This is a genomic window from Vibrio sp. 10N.247.311.47, from assembly GCF_041467535.1.
In the GTDB taxonomy this organism is placed as follows: Bacteria; Pseudomonadota; Gammaproteobacteria; order Enterobacterales; family Vibrionaceae; genus Vibrio; species Vibrio crassostreae_C.
On record NZ_JBFSUR010000004.1, the window covers coordinates 181,336 to 200,298 of the forward strand.

14 protein-coding genes and 1 pseudogene are annotated in these 18,963 nt (G+C 44.7%); 7 read left to right on the forward strand and 8 right to left on the reverse strand.

The features are described from left to right. The first annotated feature begins 94 nt into the window (after nucleotides 1-94). From AB6E51_RS04500 to AB6E51_RS04520, 5 genes and pseudogenes are all read left to right on the forward strand, one after another. On the forward strand, nucleotides 95-1,090 hold the full coding sequence (locus AB6E51_RS04500; protein WP_017060833.1) for a membrane dipeptidase: 996 nt from the start codon (nucleotides 95-97) through the stop codon (nucleotides 1,088-1,090). 230 nt (nucleotides 1,091-1,320) lie between these two features. Then, entirely contained in the window at nucleotides 1,321-2,928 is a 1,608-nt protein-coding gene (locus tag AB6E51_RS04505) for a BCCT family transporter (RefSeq protein WP_017066850.1), read from the forward strand. 263 nt (nucleotides 2,929-3,191) lie between these two features. Continuing rightward, nucleotides 3,192-5,004: pseudogene (locus AB6E51_RS04510) on the forward strand (hypothetical protein). Then, entirely contained in the window at nucleotides 5,001-5,738 is a 738-nt protein-coding gene (locus tag AB6E51_RS04515) for a DUF3726 domain-containing protein (RefSeq protein WP_372058258.1), read from the forward strand. Before AB6E51_RS04510 ends, AB6E51_RS04515 begins: the two are co-directional and overlap by 4 nt. A 396-nt stretch (nucleotides 5,739-6,134) precedes the next feature. After that, the gene (locus AB6E51_RS04520) at nucleotides 6,135-7,427 is read left to right on the forward strand and encodes an alpha/beta fold hydrolase (RefSeq protein WP_372058257.1); all 1,293 of its coding nucleotides are present in this window, start codon (nucleotides 6,135-6,137) and stop codon (nucleotides 7,425-7,427) included. Nucleotides 7,428-7,599: 172 nt separating this feature from the next. Here AB6E51_RS04520 and AB6E51_RS04525 read toward each other — a convergent pair whose 3' ends face one another. From AB6E51_RS04525 to AB6E51_RS04550, 6 genes are all read right to left on the reverse strand, one after another. After that, nucleotides 7,600-7,782 carry a hypothetical protein gene (locus tag AB6E51_RS04525; protein WP_004730424.1) on the reverse strand — a complete coding sequence of 61 codons (183 nt, stop codon included), beginning with the start codon at nucleotides 7,780-7,782 and terminating at the stop codon, nucleotides 7,600-7,602. 282 nt (nucleotides 7,783-8,064) lie between these two features. Beyond that, nucleotides 8,065-8,292 carry a PAS factor family protein gene (locus tag AB6E51_RS04530; RefSeq protein WP_004730426.1) on the reverse strand — a complete coding sequence of 76 codons (228 nt, stop codon included), beginning with the start codon at nucleotides 8,290-8,292 and terminating at the stop codon, nucleotides 8,065-8,067. Nucleotides 8,293-8,559: 267 nt separating this feature from the next. Further along, nucleotides 8,560-10,716: a c-type cytochrome gene (locus AB6E51_RS04535; RefSeq protein WP_372058256.1), complete on the reverse strand. Its 2,157-nt coding sequence runs from the start codon at nucleotides 10,714-10,716 to the stop codon at nucleotides 8,560-8,562. Beyond that, nucleotides 10,713-11,327 (reverse strand): cbb3-type cytochrome c oxidase subunit II, encoded by a 615-nt coding sequence (locus AB6E51_RS04540; protein WP_017064719.1) that lies wholly within the window; start codon nucleotides 11,325-11,327, stop codon nucleotides 10,713-10,715. The genes AB6E51_RS04535 and AB6E51_RS04540 overlap by 4 nt, the downstream gene beginning before the upstream one ends. Beyond that, on the reverse strand, nucleotides 11,328-12,752 hold the full coding sequence (gene ccoN, locus AB6E51_RS04545) for a cytochrome-c oxidase, cbb3-type subunit I (RefSeq protein WP_017069846.1): 1,425 nt from the start codon (nucleotides 12,750-12,752) through the stop codon (nucleotides 11,328-11,330). A gap of 37 nt (nucleotides 12,753-12,789) precedes the next feature. After that, nucleotides 12,790-13,164, reverse strand: a complete 375-nt coding sequence (locus AB6E51_RS04550) for a cytochrome c (protein WP_029235248.1) — start codon at nucleotides 13,162-13,164, stop codon at nucleotides 12,790-12,792. A gap of 461 nt (nucleotides 13,165-13,625) precedes the next feature. Here AB6E51_RS04550 and AB6E51_RS04555 point away from each other — a divergent pair, with 461 nt between their 5' ends. Both AB6E51_RS04555 and AB6E51_RS04560 read left to right on the forward strand, forming a co-directional pair. Next, nucleotides 13,626-14,081, forward strand: a complete 456-nt coding sequence (locus AB6E51_RS04555; RefSeq protein WP_372058255.1) for a hypothetical protein — start codon at nucleotides 13,626-13,628, stop codon at nucleotides 14,079-14,081. Between the two features lie 9 nt (nucleotides 14,082-14,090). After that, nucleotides 14,091-15,116, forward strand: a complete 1,026-nt coding sequence (locus tag AB6E51_RS04560) for a GGDEF domain-containing protein (RefSeq protein ID WP_372058254.1) — start codon at nucleotides 14,091-14,093, stop codon at nucleotides 15,114-15,116. Nucleotides 15,117-15,357: 241 nt separating this feature from the next. Here AB6E51_RS04560 and AB6E51_RS04565 read toward each other — a convergent pair whose 3' ends face one another. Together AB6E51_RS04565 and AB6E51_RS04570 are read right to left on the reverse strand one after the other, a co-directional pair. Continuing rightward, on the reverse strand, nucleotides 15,358-17,790 hold the full coding sequence (locus AB6E51_RS04565; protein WP_372058253.1) for a putative bifunctional diguanylate cyclase/phosphodiesterase: 2,433 nt from the start codon (nucleotides 17,788-17,790) through the stop codon (nucleotides 15,358-15,360). Between the two features lie 3 nt (nucleotides 17,791-17,793). Beyond that, the gene (locus tag AB6E51_RS04570) at nucleotides 17,794-18,825 is read right to left on the reverse strand and encodes a PotD/PotF family extracellular solute-binding protein (protein ID WP_372058252.1); all 1,032 of its coding nucleotides are present in this window, start codon (nucleotides 18,823-18,825) and stop codon (nucleotides 17,794-17,796) included. Nucleotides 18,826-18,963: the final 138 nt, after the last annotated feature.

Sequence of the window (18,963 nt, forward strand, 5' to 3'; positions counted from 1 at the left end):
CTTAGACAAGTGATTTAACCCATTTTTGAAAACATGTTATTTGAGCGTGTTTTCAAAACCGAGCTAGAACACTGAGCTTTCAATAGGAGTGGTTATGTACCAGCAACGGATTGTTATAGATGGATTGCAATACTGCAATTGGAACAGAGAATATTTCCAAACACTAAAGGCGAGCGGCATTACAGCAGTTCACGCTACCGCGGTTTACCACGAGACGGCTCGTGAAACCTTATCTCGCTTTGCAGAATGGAATTTAAGATTCGAGCAGAACGCAGACCTTATCATGCCGATTCACTCAATGGCTGATGTCGAGACTGCAAAAGCGACTGGCAAAGTCGGCATTTTCCTTGGTGCTCAAAACTGTTCTCCAATCGACGATGAGATCGGTCTTATCGAAGTGATGCGTAAGCAAGGTCTTTTGATCATGCAACTGACGTACAACAACCAGAGCTTATTGGCGACGGGTTGCTACGAGAAGAACGACACAGGTATTACTCGCTTTGGTAAACAAGCCATCGAAGAGATGAACCGAGTGGGCATGATCATAGATATGTCTCACAGTGCAGAGCGCTCAACACTTGAAGCTATCGACTTGTCTTCTCGTCCTATTTGTATCAGCCATGCGAACCCGACGTTTGCTCATGATGCACTACGAAATAAATCAAACGATGTAATTAAAGCTCTAACCGCACGCGGCGGCTTAATCGGATTCAGCTTGTACCCATTCCACCTACCAAACGGCAGCCAATGTACCTTGGAAGATTTCTGCCAGATGGTTGCGACTACGGCTGACATGGTCGGCGTAGAGCACCTCGGTATTGGCAGTGACCTATGCTTAAACCAACCTCAAGCCGTTCTTGAATGGATGAGAAATGGTCGTTGGTCTAAAGCAATGGACTACGGCGAAGGCTCTGCGAACAACTCAGGTTGGCCAGATGCGTTGCCTTGGTTCTGTGGTAGTGCGGGTATGGAAAACATATATAACGGATTGATGCGTCATGGTTTCAGCGAGTCTGAAGCTGGGCAAGTCTTGGGAGAAAACTGGTTTAACTTCTTGAAAGATGGCCTAGAGCCTCAAACCAAGGGTTAACGGTTTCTCGCGAGCCATCATCGAATTAGCAGCCTTCTAACAAACGTTCAATAAGCAAGTGCTGCTTAAACCAATTTCACTATTCAAAAGGAACAACGGTCTATTTCGCAACGCGGTAACCCAAACATGGATTAGCCTGCCCAACACAAAAAACAATAGGGCAGGTGTTAAATACACCCTTGTAGTCATCATTCAAATGACAGCTGCAAAGAAACCTCTGGAGTCAGAGTATGTCTGATTTAACCAATAGCGTGAAATCTTCAAGCTTAAATGCGGGTCAAGCACACACAACAATTAATGCAAAAAGCAACACAAACGAGTCTGAGTCTACGTCAGACAAATTAGGCCTATCCAACCCAGCACTTTGGTACAGCGGCGGTTTTATCGCTCTGTTCGTGGCACTTGCTCTATTTGATGGCGAGCTGTTATCAAGCCTAGTAAATACGGGCTTTGCATGGTCTGTAAAAGTATTCGGTCCTTACTGGCAAATGCTTCTTCTTCTGACTTTTCTTATTGGTCTTGGCCTGGCGGCAGGGCGAACAGGCAAGGTTATCCTAGGCGGCATCGCTAAACCTGAAATGGACGGCTTCCGTTGGATGGCGATCATCTTCTGTACGCTACTGGCAGGTGGCGGTGTATTTTGGGCAGCAGCAGAGCCTATCGCTCACTACGTTAGCCCACCACCATTGTACGGCGCACAAGAAAACGCACAGCAAGGCGCGGTGAATGCTTTATCGCAATCCTTCATGCACTGGGGTTTTCTAGCATGGGCCATTGTCGGTAGCTTAACGTCTATTGTGGTGATGCACCTTCACTACGACAAAGGCTTACCGCTTAAACCTCGTATTTTGCTTTACCCAGTTTTAGGCGAGCGAGCATTGAAAGGTCACACCGGCGCATTGATTGATGCATGTTGTATTGTCGCAGTAGCGGCGGGCACCATTGGTCCTATCGGCTTCTTAGGCTTGCAAGTGAGCTACGCACTGAACGCACTGTTTGATATTCCTGATGGCTTCACGACGCAGCTTATCATCATCCTGTTCGCTATCGTTCTATACACATTGTCGGCATTAAGTGGTCTTAACCGCGGAATGCAAATGCTAAGCCGTTACAACGTAATTTTAGCAATGTCATTGATGGTCTACATTCTGATCTTCGGCCCAACAAACTTCATTTTCAATGGCTACATCCAAGGTGTAGGCAGCATGATAGACAACTTCATCCCAATGGCAACATACCGTGGTGACGAAGGTTGGTTGAGCTGGTGGACAGTATTCTTCTGGGGTTGGTTCTTAGGTTACGGCCCAATGATGGCAATCTTCATCGCACGTATTTCACGCGGTCGTAGTATTCGCCAATTGGTATCAACCATCAGTCTTATTGCACCGTTCGTAACATGTTTCTGGTTCACCATTGTTGGCGGTTCTGGCCTTGCGTTTGAAATTGCAGACCCAGGCAGCGTAAGTAAAGCGTTCGAAGGCTTTAATTTACCTGGCGCGCTACTGGCAGTAACTCAGCAACTACCAATGCCAATGCTTATCTCTATTCTGTTCTTGATCTTGACGACGATCTTCATCGTAACGACAGGTGACTCAATGACTTACACCATCAGTGTGGTAGTCAGCGGTGAGACAGAGCCTAACGCAATTATTCGTACTTTCTGGGGTGTGATGATGGGGGTAACAGCATTGATTCTGATTTCCCTAGGTTCCGGCGGTATTTCAGCGCTGCAATCATTCATAGTTATCACAGCGGTACCGGTGTCCTTAATCTTGCTGCCATCACTTTGGAATGCGCCTCAAATCGCAATCAAGATGGCGAAAGATCAAGGCTTATAAAACATCAATGCCGGTATAAAGAAGAAAATGTAGAGATAAAGCTCTCTAAAAACTGAAGATAAACAAGGTGTGAGCCTTTGAAAGAAGGCTGATACAAGATTCCGGAAGGAAGATAAAAACCGTACTGGTGAAGATACACCGGGCGGCACGTATTTAGGTCAATCGATCTAGTCAGGACAAATAATAAGTGGCGAGTTCGCTTGCCTCGATAATATCAATAACGATTAAAAACGTGAAAGCTAACCAACATACTGTAGCTATATATGCTTCAAAAGACAGCAACGATCGGTTCTGAATGGCTAGCAAAATCCTATAACTATTAAGGTGGTGAGCAAAATGGATGCACATCGTTCTACCTACACTGAATCAGCACTACGTGACGCAACGGTCGTCATGGCACCGGAAAGACTGGGTGCTATGCACCAAACACGCATCAGCTTCGTAAGAACTCTGATTCGTAAAATGGCGCAACAGCAATGGAAAGTGACTAAGCATGAGTGGCAACTAGACGCTCGAGGTTTTGGTCATGTTATCTATAAGCTAGAGACGCCAAATCATGTTTATCATTTGGTTGTTTTCTGCGATGAGATTGCAGACGACGAACGAAATGACCGTGTAATTGCTGAAAAGTGGGACGTAACGTTTGCTCTGGTTCTTGGTGATGTTGATGTCACCCTACTTGAGAGACTTCGTGCGAATGTACCGCTACAAGAAGCAGGCCGTAACCCTAACAATGTGCTTGTTTTAGCGCGTGCCAACAAAAGTGTACGAGTGTTTGAACATATTGTTAGTCACTTGGCTAAAGGTGTTCAACCAACGCCAAAAGAGCTAGCGGAAGTTGGCTACATCCTACGAACCACAGCGGTTTATGGTAATGGTAAGTTTGGTATTGCTGACTTTAAAATCTTGGAAAAGAATCCAGATTTTAATCAATCGTTCAGTGCTCAAATGTGTGCTGTTTATATGCTGCGTGAGTTCAGCCTAGATTGGGTTCATTACCTAGCGGAGCAACAAGGCGGTGAACAAGCGATTACCTTGCACAGAGGCTTACAACGCTACCTAGGTGTGGGTAATGCCACAGGTTTAGGTATGGCGCCATATCTGATTAACCACCCAAGTATTGTCGATCAATGGATGACAACCCGTGAGCATGCATTAGCTGACGTGTTAGCTAATCACACGGATACGGCATTGATTGAGCCCCTACGTACATTAGTTAAAAAAGCGATTTGTCATTTAGAACAAGTTGTTACCATCAATGAAAATCAGCAAGAGTTGAACAAAACCGCTGTTGATGAGTTGAAACACGCAGAACAGTCACTAGAAGCTTCTGTAAACCATTGCGATACATGGGCGCAGTTAGTTGAACAATCTAAGCACATGAGTATGGAAGCCCAAGAAATCCTTATCTCATGCTTGATGGAATTGTACCCAGAATTAGTGGACGCCCATCAAGAGCAAATGAATTGTAGCGAAACACTCTCGCTTCCTAGTGGCAAAAAGATCCAAGACCTATTGGTTGTGTTAGAAGAAAAGTACCGTTGGGCGATCACGACTGACTTTACGAAAGCAGAAAATAACTACTGGTTCTGGTATCGCTCTCAGGACAAAGAAGAGCCAAGGCTCGGTGTTCGAGGCGAGGAACTCGGCGAAGAGCGCGAACTGCCGTTGGATATCGGCCGTCAAGCTTACCGTCTGTACCATGCTTTATTGCAATTCGCGCCAGAGCTTTCATTGGCTGAATTCCTTGTTAAACAACCGCAGCATCGTGCCATTGCGCGCCGTGTGTGGACGTTAGGTAACAAGGCGATGGGCGACATTCAAATGAACGTGCTGCACCAAGACTCGCCACAAATGCATTTGCTGCGTTGTAAGCTAGCGATGTTTGGAGCGACTAAGTTTGATCCTCGCTCAGACCGTTGGGTACGAGTGACGTTTTTCCAAGGTGCACCGTTGCTTGATGAAATTCATCAGGACGAATGGGTGTTCCCAATCTTACCAAGTGAAGCGGAGATCGCTGACTCAAATAAAGTTCCTACACATATCAACGCTCAACATGGAGGTAAATCGTTATGATCGTTTCTCACAATGAACTGGTAGCGGCCGTTAATAAAGCCTTTCTGGGTATGCGTCGTACATGTGGTGAAGCCGATGTGATAGCGAACATGGTGGCAGATTTACAAATGGTTGGCTTGGATGGTGTTCGTCATTTTAACAATGCGAGCAACTTTATGGGGCTAGAAGACGATTGCCCTGTAGACATCCAAGTGACAAGCGACAACACAGTTGAAGTGGACCTGAACAAGGCGAGCTTAGCGTGTCATCTTCCTGTGGTGATGGATTACGCCATTGAAAAAATGGTCGGTAAAAAGACGCTGAAAATCGAGCTAAACAACTGCCATAACCGTTGGTTAGCGTACAGTGAGCTTGTAAAACTGGCAGCGAAAGGCATCGCATGTACCGCACGTTGGGATAATGGCTCAAATCCTAAGAGCGCCTTGTATGTGCTTAACCGTGGTTGCGTTGCACCAGAACTGTTTTTATCAGATTTGCCTCTGGCATCGGACGATCATATCCACAATATGACCATCGAGCTTTCCGTCCAGGATTTCGATATCGAACGTTTGTCAGATGGCTACCAAACACACATTGAATCGGAAGCGCTTTTTAAAACTCAAGAGAAGGCGTGGAACGAGGGCATTGAAGTTGACGATGGAGAGTGGGGCGCGTTGAAAGAAACGGCGACGGCTATCCTTGTTGAAAACAGCCAACGTTCAATTCAAGGTGCAGGTGAGCTCGAGGCTTCTTAGCTTTGTTTTATAGAGCTATAAGTTACAGAAGCTCAGTTTATAGATCTTTGGCTTATAGAAACTAAACCTATAAAGCCTGAGCTTGTTCAACCTAAAAACCTCATTTACAACAGATAAAACCAAAGAGCTTAACGTATCCTCACCTCGTTAAGCTCTTTTTATTTGTGTCCCACTTTTGTTCTTCTTCTCAATAGATCACATCTTAAACTCTCTGTTTTGACACAAGTTGTTACGCGTATAAAGCTAATTTGGCGATTTAATGAAGTACCTTCACATTCAGGTTCAACAAACGGTTTCATTTACAAGCTAGTATGCGTATCTTGCTAACTACGGTGCCAAAGGGTGCCATTTTTATTCGTACCAATGACTTTAGAATCAGATAAAAAGGAATGAAGCGTGCAAGCTAACTTTATTGATGGAACCACCCTGTACCGTCAGCACTCTTTCGAGTTGCCACTTGATTATCAAGCCAAAGATGGACAACAGATCCAAGTCTTCGCACGTGAGCTGGTTGATCTCGCTAAAGATGAGCAAGAGCTGCCGTGGTTGATCTACTTTCAAGGCGGCCCAGGTTTTCCTTCTCCACGGGTGAGTGGTCAATCGGGTTGGCTAAAGCGTGCATTACAAAACTACCGTGTTCTGCTTCTAGACCAACGTGGTACTGGCAACAGCACGGTTATCAGCCATGAAACTTTGGCGCATTTGTCTCCAGAACAACAAGTCGAATACTTAACGCATTTCAGAGCGGATAACATCGTTCGTGACGCTGAAGCGATTCGTGAACAGTTTGGTATTAAGCAATGGTCGACGATTGGTCAAAGCTTTGGTGGCTTCTGTACACTGAGCTATTTGTCACTGTTCCCACAGAGCTTGCAGCGTTGTTATGTGACGGGCGGCATTCCTTCTATTGAACGAGAAGCTGACGATGTTTATCGTGCGACTTACAAGCGTGTAGAAGACAAAAACAGAGCTTTCTTTGCTCAGTTCCCACAAGCACAAGCTATGTGTCGCGAGATCTCTGATTACCTGCTCAACCACGATGTGAGACTGCCAAACGGTCAGGTGTTCACAGTTGAACAGTTCCAGCTAATAGGTATTAATCTTGGTGGCGGCGAAGCAAACCTTCCAATGTATTTCACACTGGAGAGTGCGTTTGTTGAAGTGAACGGTAACAGACAGCTGAGCTACAGCTTCCTAAATCAAATGCAGCAAGAGCAGGGTTACTTAACTAACCCAATTTACGCAATCTTGCATGAATCGATTTACTGTCAAGGTACAGCGTCTAACTGGTCTGCATATCGTGTTCGTGAGCAGTACCCACACTTCAACTACCAATCGGGCAGTGAGTTCTGGTTTACTGGTGAAATGGTGTACCCATGGATGTTCGACCAACTTGAAACGCTGAAGCCACTGCGTGAAGCCGCGAACATGTTGGCTGAAAAGTCGGACTGGGGCACTTTGTACAACGCAGAGCAGTTGAGCAAGAATACAGTGCCAATGGCGTGTGCCGTTTACGCCGATGACATGTACGTTGAGTTGGATTACAGCCGTGAAACATTGGCGAACATTCCTAACTCGAAAGCGTGGATCACCAATGAATATGAACACAATGGCTTGCGAGTAGACGGCGAAAGGATTGTCGATAAATTGATGACGATGGTTGAAGCGTTAGAAAATCTGCCAAAGTAATCAAGCTATTTGCACTAGAAACAAGATGCGTTAGAAGCTTTCTACTTTAGAAACTATCTACGTTAGAAATACGATACGCCAGAAACAAGAAAACGCTGCATCCGTGCAGCGTTTTTTTTATGTCATCGAACTATTCGATTTAAGGAACTAGGAGGGGTAGCCCTTGAAGCCATTAAGGTTGGATGACGATATCTTGATTTTCAGTGGTCGATAAGCTGGCGCGGTTCTGTTCGATAAGTTGAGCCGCATAAGAGGGAGTCACAGCTTGAATTTCGCCTTTTGAACGAATCGTTAATGCTTCCCACGCATGATCACGGTATTTGCCTGTTTGTGTATATTCAATAAGTACTCTCATGATTCTTCCATCCGATGTGTGGTTAACGTGCTACTAACATTAGCGCCATTATTGTGGTTACACACCTGTTAAAAATGGAACATAAGATTAACCAAATGAGAATACGTGTAACTTGAAAAACAGACCCAACTGCACTTATCTTCTTAACCGCGTTTATCGCAACTAACCGTATTTATCGCAACTAACAGCATTTATTGTAACCAACCTTACTTATCGTAAATAGCGTCCATAAAAAAACGCTGCACAATGGCAGCGTTAAAGTTGAGATAGGTTGAAGATTGCTTAGCTGTTTTCTAAGCCAACAATCTTGCGTGCAGACATCACTGCACTATCCAAATCGGTCAATCTACCAGCACTTGCTGGACCAAGAACTGATGAATACAAAGCCAACTGCTTCTCAAATGATAAATCTAATTGGTTATATAGATTTTGGCGGATTTGAGCGTGTTGCTGAGGCTTTGCGCTCGACAGGCCTTCCAACGTATCGTAGATGAGTGTAGTTGTATCCATAACTGTCCTTAGTACATCTTTAGAAAATTTTGCATATTATGCACTTGGTGTCATCTTTGTTCTGCGAGATTGATCGCATTATGTGCAGCTCTGCTTAATTGTGTAATCAGTTAGTTACAATTGTGTTGTACGGCAAAGTATCGAAAACTTGGGTTTGGGCAAAAGAAAAGGAGACACAGTGGTCTCCTTTTGGCTTGTTAGGCAAACATAAAAGTTACGTGCTGTTCGCTGCTTGTTGGGCCAATCGGCTACGCACAGCTACAGCGCCTATCGTATGTTAATGTTCTTATCTCGATTTTCGTACATTTCAGGTGTGGTGTGTAATCCACCTGCATAGCCTGCTGCTTCAAGTGTTTCTCTTACCTCTCGAACATGCTCAGCCGTGACCGGTTCATTTCTGTCGCCAAGGTTTAAACGCACAAACGTGATTAACTCAGCTAAGCGTTGATCCGACAGTACATCCTCAAAACTTGCCATTGGCATGAAATTTCTGTCTTTGTCGAGATAGGTGGGTTGCAAGCCGCGCACCGTTACCGCAATGGTATTGAATGGGTCGCTGTGCATGATAATACCGTTGTTCAACAGAGTAGGGGCGATTGGATCGCGACCTTTACCATCGTCACCATGACAGGCCCCACAGGTTTGACGATACGTGGTGTAGATTTCACTGGCATACGCAGCTTCATCAAACCCTTTAGGCTGTAACTGAACGGCATCACTGGCAATGGTGTTGTTGATGTCCCCACTGAGTAGGTAATAGGACATCGACTCAATATCTTCACGCGTCATCAAGCTTAGGCTGTTTTTCACTACATCAGCCATACCCGCAAAAGCGGTGCCTTTGTCTGAATGTCCTGTGTGTAAAAAGTCTGTGAGTGTTGCTTCATCCCAACCATCGATATAGAGCTCATTGGCTGTAATATCAGGCGCGTTCCAACCGTCGATCAAGTTACCTTGGAAAATACGTTCTGGTATCAGTGCTTGGGCAATATTTCGAGGTGTATGGCACTCCGAACAGTGACCAAGTCCTGCGACCCAATATTTGCCTTGTTGCCACTTATCGACATCCTCAATTTCTCCTTTGAGCTCTTCTGGTACTTCATAATCAATAGGGTCTGTATCCATAAATACGATGTTCCAGCCAAGCAAACCTAAGCGAATATTGGATGGAAACATCATGCTGTTGTCATCATTGCGTCGTGGCACGGCAGTGATTGACTGCATGTATTCCCACAAATCGACCATGTCTTGGTCGGTGAGGTATTGATAAGAGGTGTAGGGCATTGCAGGGTACAGGTAACCATTCTTACCTTTACCTGCAACTAACGCAGCTCGGAAATCGTCGAAGTCATAAGTCCCGATCCCTTCGGTGGTGTGTGGCGTTATGTTGGTTGAATACACGGTACCGAAAGGGGTCACAAACGGTAGGCCGCCAGCAAAGGGTTCGCCACCTTCTGCACTATGACAAGCCACACAGTCACCGGCGTAAGCGAGATATTCTCCGCGCTCAACAGATGATGCTTTCAAACTCGCAAGCCTTTGTTGCTCTACGTCACCAGCGTGTCGGATATAAGCCCCAAGCGCGAGTATCTCGTTCTCACTGAGCTGCTCATCAAACGCAGGCATTAGGTTGTTCAAACCGTAATTGATGGTGTGCTGAATCTCTTCAATACTCCCTCCGTGAAGCCAGATATCATCGGAAAGATCAGGTACGCCAATCGCTGGGTTAGCGACAGCACCATCGGCATGACAAGACGAACAGTATTGGACGAACAAGGTTTTACCGAGCTCGACTTTAATCTCCGGCACATCGGTATGACGTTGGTTGAGAGACGCTAGATAGTAGGAGACTTTTGCCACCTCGTCTGGGCGCATGATTTCACTCCAACCCGGCATCGCTCCATTTCGCCCTTTGGCAATCGAATGGATCACAGCTTCATCACTGCCGCCGTATAACCATTCTTGGTCGATAAGATTAGGGAAGTGTTTCTGACCTTGTGCATTATCTCGGTGACAAGCGGCACAGTGAGTTTGGAATAGAATCCTACCGCTGTTCACGATCTCTGGGACGGCAGCTAGTCCTTCTAACGTGGTTTCACTGGTTTGTGCAAATTGCTCATTGAGAGTGGTGGATGGTGAACTGAGCTTATCGTCGCTTTGTTCCCAATCGACTAACCCTTCCCATTCGCCGAGCCCGGGGTAGAGCACCAAATAACCAGCAGACAAAAGAAATGCCACTGCATAACTGACAAATAATAGCTTAGGTGGAGGCGCATCTTTCTCTTCAATACCATCAAAGGTGCCAATGGTGTGGTCGTGATCGGCCTTGTGATTGCTACGCCAGTATTTAACGACAACAGACACCATCAGAACAAAGAATATTAAGGTTAAGAGTACCGCCCATAGATTCCAGAATGTGCTCATTGTGATACCTCCTGTGACGTATCTTTACCCAGGCTTTGTAAATAGCGAATCAGAGCTTCACCTTTGGTTTTGCCTCTTACTTGCAAACGGGCATCACCAATTTCTTGATCGGTATAAGGCACACCTAAGGTACGTAACACTTCCATTTTGGCGCTAATATCATCGCCAGTCAGAGTCTGCTCAAATAGCCACGGGTAAGAGGGCATGATCGAGGTCGGTACGACTTTTCGAGGGTCAATTAAGTGAATAGCATGCCATTGGTCAGAATACTTTCTACCTAAGTTAGTGAGGTCAGGACCAGTACGTTTAGAGCCCCACAAGTTAGGAAACTCATAGATATCGTCTGCTTCTTGGTTCGGGCGACCATTACGCTTCACTTCTGGCTCTAGAGGGCGAACCATTTGTGTGTGACAAACATGGCAGCCTTCACTGATGTATATGTCTCGGCCTGCTAACTCAATCGGTGTGAGAGGCATCGCTAAGCTGCCTTTGGCAATATCATCGCCACGGACAATGCTTGGCACTACCCAGACCAATAAAGAGAAGGAGGCCACGACAACAGTGGTCAAAATTAAAATGACGATTGAATGTGTAAAGTCTTTACTCATCATTTAAGCTCCTTCATTAACAGTGTGTTTAGCATCATTTGTTACGGGCATACGAACCGTTTTGTACAAGTTGAAAGCCATTAAGAACAATCCAAGTACAAACAGCGCGCCACCAAAGAAACGCATGAATAGCCAAGGTGCTTTAAAGTCCATAGCTTCTACAAAACTGTAAATCAGTTCGCCATTTTCATTTTGAGCGAGCCACATATATCCCTCGCCGATGCCTGCGATCCAAAGTGCTATTGCATAGATGGCGACGCCAGCATGAGCAAGCCAAAAGTGCCATTTAATCAGTCGTCGTGACCATAGATCGGTTTGGCCCCATAAGCGTGGAATGAAGTAGTAAAAAACCGCTATCCCTGACATCCCAACCCATCCGAGAGCCGCGGAATGTACGTGCCCGATGATCCATTCGGTGTTGTGTGCCACCATGTTGAACCAGCGAATAGCGAGTAGCGGACCTTCGAATGTTGCCAAGCAGTAGTAAAGAATCGCTGAGAAAAAGAATAAAAGAATGTAGTCGGACTTCAGCTTTTCTTTATTTTGTAGGAGGGTCATTGCGCTATTGAACGCGCCTGCCCAAGAAGGGAGCCACAGGATCAAAGACATAACGATGCCGATGTTCTGAATCCAGATGGGAACAGAAGAATAAACCAAATGGTGCGTTCCGGCCCACGTGTAAAAGCCGACCAAGCCCCAGAAATGGATCACAGACAAACGGTACGAGTAGATAGGTCGATCCGCCGCTTTGGGTATGAAATAGTAGTTCATACCAATCACACCAGCGGTCAGCAAGAAACCGACGGCATTATGTCCCCACCACCATTGAACAATCGCATCTTGAGCGCCTGCAAACACAGAGTAGGACTTCATCGCCAACACAGGCATCGCGAGGTTGTTCACGATGAAAATCATTGCAACGACGATAATGAATGCAGCAAAGAACCAGTTAGCCACAAAGATATGGCTGACCTTTCGTTTAGCAAGGGTGCCAAAGAACAACACCGCGTACAGCACCCAAACCAACACAATCATCAAGTCGATTGGCCATTCAAGCTCCGCATACTCTTTTGAGGTAGTGTGGCCTGCGGGTAAGGAAATGACCGCAAGTAACAGGATGAATTGCCAGCCCCAAAATACCATCCATGAAAGGCTTTTGTTGAACAAGTCACAATGGCCTGTTCGCTGGGCAATGTACAAAGACGTCCCCATCAAGATATTCACGACGAAGCCGTAAATTACTCCAGAGGTATGTAGCGGACGCAGTCGACCAAATTGGAAATACTGAGAATCAAAGTTTAAGACTGGCCAATATAATTGCGCGGCGAGAATCACGCCGATGATCATACCTACAATCGCCCACACTAAGGATGCAATGATGAAGTACTTCACGACCTTAATGCTGTATTGCGTTGTCACTTGTTCCATAACAAGGCTCCTTGCCTAGAGGTTTTGAATCGCTGACTTAATTTGAATCGCTGAGCGAGCCTGCTTCGTTGCCGAGCACAGAATAGAAATAGGAAATGTCACGGATGTCTTGGTCTGAGAGCGTGTCGGCTTGTTGCTGCATGAGAATCGCTAAACCACTGGTTCTTTCTCGAGTCTGATAATCTTTCAATGAAGAGATGAGATAACCCACTTTTTGACCGCGAAGGTTCGGGTAGGGATCTTGTGTTGAGATGCCATCAGCGCCATGACAGGTCATACACACTTTGGCTTTTTGTTTACCTAATTCGAATTGTTCTTGATTAACTTCAGCAGAAACAGGAAACATGACCAGCGTCATTACTAGGGTAGAAAGTGTCGCCATGGGGTTAAATTTTTTTATATTCAAACTCATTCTCGATTCCCTTGATTATGAAATGAGTAAGCTTTCTAAGGTCAATACACGAGATCAATTGGTGGAGAAGAAACGACTGGAACTCGTTATTAGGTCTCTTAAAGCTGCTTACGTTCGATTAAAGGTTATGCAGCAACCAGCATTCTCGCTACTTACTTACTCATATTTATTGTTAATTTTGTTGTTTGATACGTATTCATAAGGCTGATTGGTTTACTTACGCAGAGTAAAATACGAGTTTTTCTTACTAACCAGTCGAGAAGAAATACGTCAAGCGGGTAGGGAGCGCTGAACGAGAGCGGTGATGGAAGAGACAGAGAAACGGCGAAGTTATTGAAAAACAGCGAGGTGTAGGAGCATTCGGAATAAAGTGATACCAATCAATCTGAGTGGTATCGGTACAAGTTAAATGGTCAATTTATACTAGACTCAATTTAGTGACCTTTTAAATGGAGTTTAGAATGAGAACTGTATTCTTGTTGATGCTTTGGCTTTGCTCGTTTTCGATTTTTGCAGCCTCAGAGTTAACGGTTTTCGACCACTCTGGGCAAAAGCATGGTTTTAGTAGAGAGCAACTCCTGTCACTTCCTCAGACAGAAATTACTACCACCTTGCCTTGGGTCGAGGGTCTGACCGTTTATAGTGGTGTGACGTTACAAACGGTGCTTGAAAATATGGATCTACCGATATCATCACAAGTCACTTTCGTAGCATTGAATGACTATAAAATTGCGGTGCCCAAAGAAGATTTTGATACCTATGAACCCATCATTGCGATTAAAAAGAATGGGGAGTTTATGTCTGTGAGAGAGAAAGGCCCGTTTTGGTTGATTTACCCACTCTCTGCGAATCCTGAGACTAATACCCCTGATTTCCATGCCAAGATGATTTGGCAGATTCGTGATATTCACCTGTAGAGGCTAATTATGAAGAAGCTGTTGTCTATGGCCGCAATCAAAGTCGTTGTTTTGTCTTTGGCCGTGGTTGTTCTATCCGTCAATATCTACAGCGTTACTCGAATTAATGACATCAACAAGAGCTTTTCTAATCGCCAAAATGAGGCAACATGGTTTGTTTTTCAACTTGTCAAAGAGTATGCAAACTTCTTGATGGTTAGCCATGCAAAGACGATTGATTATGATGAACTTTGGTTGGCATATGACATTACTTGGAGTCGTTTTGATATTCTGTTCAACAGCACTGAATCGTCTAATTTTATTCGCTCAGCAAACTTTAAGCCTTACTTTACCGCAGAGTTTGAAAAATTTAAGTCGCTAGAATCGTCAATCAAATTGGTCAGCCAAGGTCAGCTACCCAAAGAATCGCTGCAGAAGAAAGTCGATATTTGCTACACCACCTTAGTCGAATTCATTAACGAAAAGTTTCGATTACAAAGCCCAGTTATTGAAGAAAATACGTCCATGGTAGGCAAGTTTGTTGTTGTTCACCAAATCAGCAGCGCCTTTCTTGTCTTGATTTTGTTGATGACGGGCATCATTTTCTATATCGATTTTTCCATCAAACGAAAACTTCATTCTACGGACTTTATTACAGGCTTTCGCAATCGAGTCTCGCTCATGCAGTTTGTTAAGAACAGCTATCCAACAAACGGTAATTTCGACCTTTACTTTGTACGAATCAGAAACCTCAATGAGATTAACCAAAAGTATGGGCTTGAATATGGAGACTTGGTGGTGAGTTCAGCGGCTAAGTCTCTGACGGCAAAGGTTCCAGAAAGTACTATCTCGTTTCGTAGTAGTGGCAGCCAATTTTTATTTTTTATTCCTGAGCACTTGTACACGAGTGATGAAATACAAGAAAAATTTAATGACGTGCTCAAGGATTATATCTCGGCGGGGAATTTAGAATTGATGATTGACGCTGTAGTCAGGCATAAGAAGAACATCAGCTCTAAAGATATGATGGAGCTACTAACGACAATGCAGAGTTAATCCCCGCATCAGCGATAAGTTAGATCATTAGGTTTTGTTGACTGTACGCTCACCATTCTCCCGCTTCACTATCATGGCTTTTGCCATTCTTTATTTGCCTCCTCATTCAATGTGCAGCCAATAGAGAGCTCCTGCTCTGATGAAGATAGTTCTACTACTAGTTATAGCTATAGTGGCTTTCCGCGCTTGAATAGGAAGAGAGGCTTTGAGGTTTAGGTTTAGGTTTAGGTTTAGGTTTAGGTTACTGCTTTTGAGTGAGTGCAACGATTCGCTCGTTAGATCTCGAACTGCTAACAGACTGCGGGTTTAAAATTGCTTGCGGGTTATGGTTTCGAACAAACTCGATGAATTCCAGATAAGTGAGTGGCTGACTGAAGAAGTAGCCTTGTATTAGGTTACAGTTGGCTTTTCTGAGGTAATGATACTGTTCTATCGACTCAACACCTTCTCCGACGACTAGCGTGTCACAAGAGTGGCCTAAGTTAACCATAGATTCGACCATCTTGCGGGCGGCCTTGTCGTCTACCATGTTATCGATAAAGCTCTTATCAATTTTGAGCTCATCCACAGGGTAGTGGAGAAGTTGGTTAAACGCTGTGTAGCCCGTACCAAAATCGTCAAGGGAGACCTTTAAACCTAAGCTTCTGAGGCTCTCGATAGTCTGCACCGTAAGCTTGGTACTTTTCACGTAACTGGTCTCGGTAATCTCTATAATAATGTTGCCAGGTGGCACTTGATAACGTTCGAGTACTTTACGGATGTTGTCGGCAAAATTACGGTTGTAGAGCTCCATCGCCGAGATATTAATTGACAGAGTGCCCTTGTATTTATGAAGTTCTGAAAGCTCTTTATAGCTTTTGATCGCGGTGCCAATGACCCACATGTCGAGCCTGGCAATAAGGTTACTCTTTTCTGCAACTGGGATAAATTCTTCTGGTCCCGCATCGATATCGAATAAGGCTGGGCAACGAATCAGGCACTCCGCGCCATCTATCTGAAGTGTCTTGGCGTTAAAAATAGGCATAAAGCGAAGTTCAAAGTTGTCACTTTCGCAGCACTCTAAGAGTCTTTTCTCTACAACGTCATGGCGTTCCAAGGTATGTAACAACTCTTCGCCATAAACAATACGACTTTCGCCATCACTATGAGACTTCGCATTAGCTAACATTTCATCGATGCATCGGTGCCAAATCTCATCGAACTTTGGCGTGTCGAGCGGTAAAACACCTGTTGCGAGTGATAATCGAAACCCATAGTAGTCAAGGAAGGTGGTGCCGGTCAGCGTATTGTTGATGTTCTCAATTTCTTCGTTTATCACTTGGTTCTTACCCATCTCCAAGATCGCGATAAACTGATTCCCTCCCAGTCTGGCTAAAGAGTAATCACTGCAACTAAAGCCCAAAGAGGCTTGTTGGTTTTGTAGTGTCTCTTTCAGTGCTTTAGCTAAGCTTATCAGTACATTATCACCAACTTTTGCCCCGTAGAGATCGTTGATTTTACGAAAATCGATGATGTCCCAACAAACCACATAGCAGTGTGGGCTCATCGAGCTTTTTAGTCGTACATCAAGGTGTCTGATGAAAGAGCGTCGGTTAGCTAGCTTGGTGAGTTGGTCGAATTCGGCTTCGAACTTCAACTCTGTTAATGAGTCTATGTACGCGTTCTTTAAACCATCAATTTCACTTTGCCCTGATGAGCGTTTGAAGTATCTAAGTTTGAGCCCGCCGATCGATATCTCTTGCAGTAAGTCTTTAAGCGGTCGCACGAGTTGGTAACGTACCACTAAATGTACGATCAACATGATCGTAAAGAGAGTACCAAAGCCACCTAACAAGGTTTGTTTAGCGATGATGGCTTTCTCATGGTTGAACTTTTGTTCTCGAATATTTACTTGCGCGATGAGATGTCGGCTGGTCATCTGCACATTGATTTTATCTTGGGTTTGCTCAATTGATTTGATAACGAATTGGGTATTTTCAATGTTGGCAGCGTCTGAGGATGGCTCGATTAAGAACTGAATATTGTCATCGTCATTGTATTTGATTAATAAGCTAGAGAGTTGTATCAGAGGTCCGTCAGCAATCAAAATGTAGCGATTTAAACTGCTACTTGCACGTTTATCTTGAGGAAGGAGGTAAGGGTCAATTGCCGCAACATACGAATATCTGAGCTCGCCACTAATCGAGACATAAGAGAAGCCTTCGTAGGAGAGTTCCTTCTTGCTGATTAACGAGGTGTATATGTCGAAGACTCTTTCATAAATCTTGTCAGGGATTTTTAGCCCCTCGAAAGGATCGGCTCTGAGAGTCGAAAGCGTTAATTTGAACTTAGGGTCCACGATATAAACATTGCGTTGCCCAAATTGATTGACGTGATTCTGGCTTAATACTCGGAGTACTCGTTTTTCCAATAGCGATAGAGTCGTGTAGTCGCCAGGATTTTGAATGTAGCGGAGGAACTGCAACGAAGAACCGATATCTTTAACTAGTAAGGACAAGCCGAGCTGCTCGTATTCCGCCGCGACTAAAGCGGTGTTCACATCAGATTGCACCTTGTCCAAATACATGTGCTTAGCATGATTTGATGCGAAGTTGTACATCACGATTCCTGCTATCAGGAGCACAAATGTCAGCGTTGGTAAAAGTACAAAATAGAGCTTCTTCAATACTGGCATGAGTTATCTCAAACTGTCGACAATACGATTGCGAATTTGAATGCTACTCGGTTCTAACGGCTGATAAAGGTAGCTGCGATCTAATACTTCTTTATTCGGGAAAAGCTCGGGATCGTTTTGATACTCCTGAGAAGTGAGTGCTTTTGCTTTTGAACTTGGCGTTGCAAACCATGAATCCATTGCGTTTTGAGCGGCGATTTCGGGTTGCGATAAGAAGGAGAGAATCGTGGTTGCCTGTGGAGATCGCTCTCCGTTGTTAATTGCAGCCATACACTCTAACCATAAGGTTGTTCCTTCTAGAGGCACTGTGTAGGCCCAAGATGCCTCAGGTTCGGTATCATTAAGCACATAGCTGTCACCTGAGTATCCGTAGGCGAGGTCGATGTTGGCTAAGTGTTCGGGATGACGAATATAATCGACAACGTATTCATTACTTTCAAGGTGAGGCTTCTGTGCTTGTAGCGTTTTGTAAGCGACTCGAAGTTCTTGTTCGTTGTTGGTAAACGGCTCAAATTGATTCATCAGAAGCGCAGCACTCACCAAATCCGTAGGCTCATAATACATGCTGATTCGGCCGCTGGTTTTGGTTTCAGGGTCTAGAAGAGCGCCCCAAGACTTGGGAGTCTCAACTTTTCCGCTTCGGTATAAGATGCCGGATGTCCCCCAAGCGTAGGGGATTCCATATTCGCCACACCCATCCACCCATCTTGAGTCAAAGTTGCTTGAAAGGGATTGCTGCAAGTCGCTCAGGTTGTGGAATAAGTTCTGTTTAGCCAGCGCTTTCAGTTTAATACTTTCAATGACAACCAATTCAAACGCACCTCGTCGTTCACTCAATAGCACTTCATCACGAATGGACTCGTCAGAAAAATATTGCTGCTTTAGTGAGATGCCGTAGGTATCACTCAACTGGGTAACGACGCTGTCAGATAAAAATTCATCCCAATTGTAGAGATAAATATCATGCTGCTGGCCAAATACAGGGCTAGCCAAAAAGGATGTTGACGCAAGTATTGATACGCAAAACGCTTTCACTGACGGATTCCCTTTCGTACGTGATAACTAAATCGTAGCCCAAAATTTGCGACATGATTTAAATTTAGGCACTTAATTTAACTTCAACTTCATGCATTTCATGCAAATAGCAACTTGCTACTCCTACTTGATACCGAA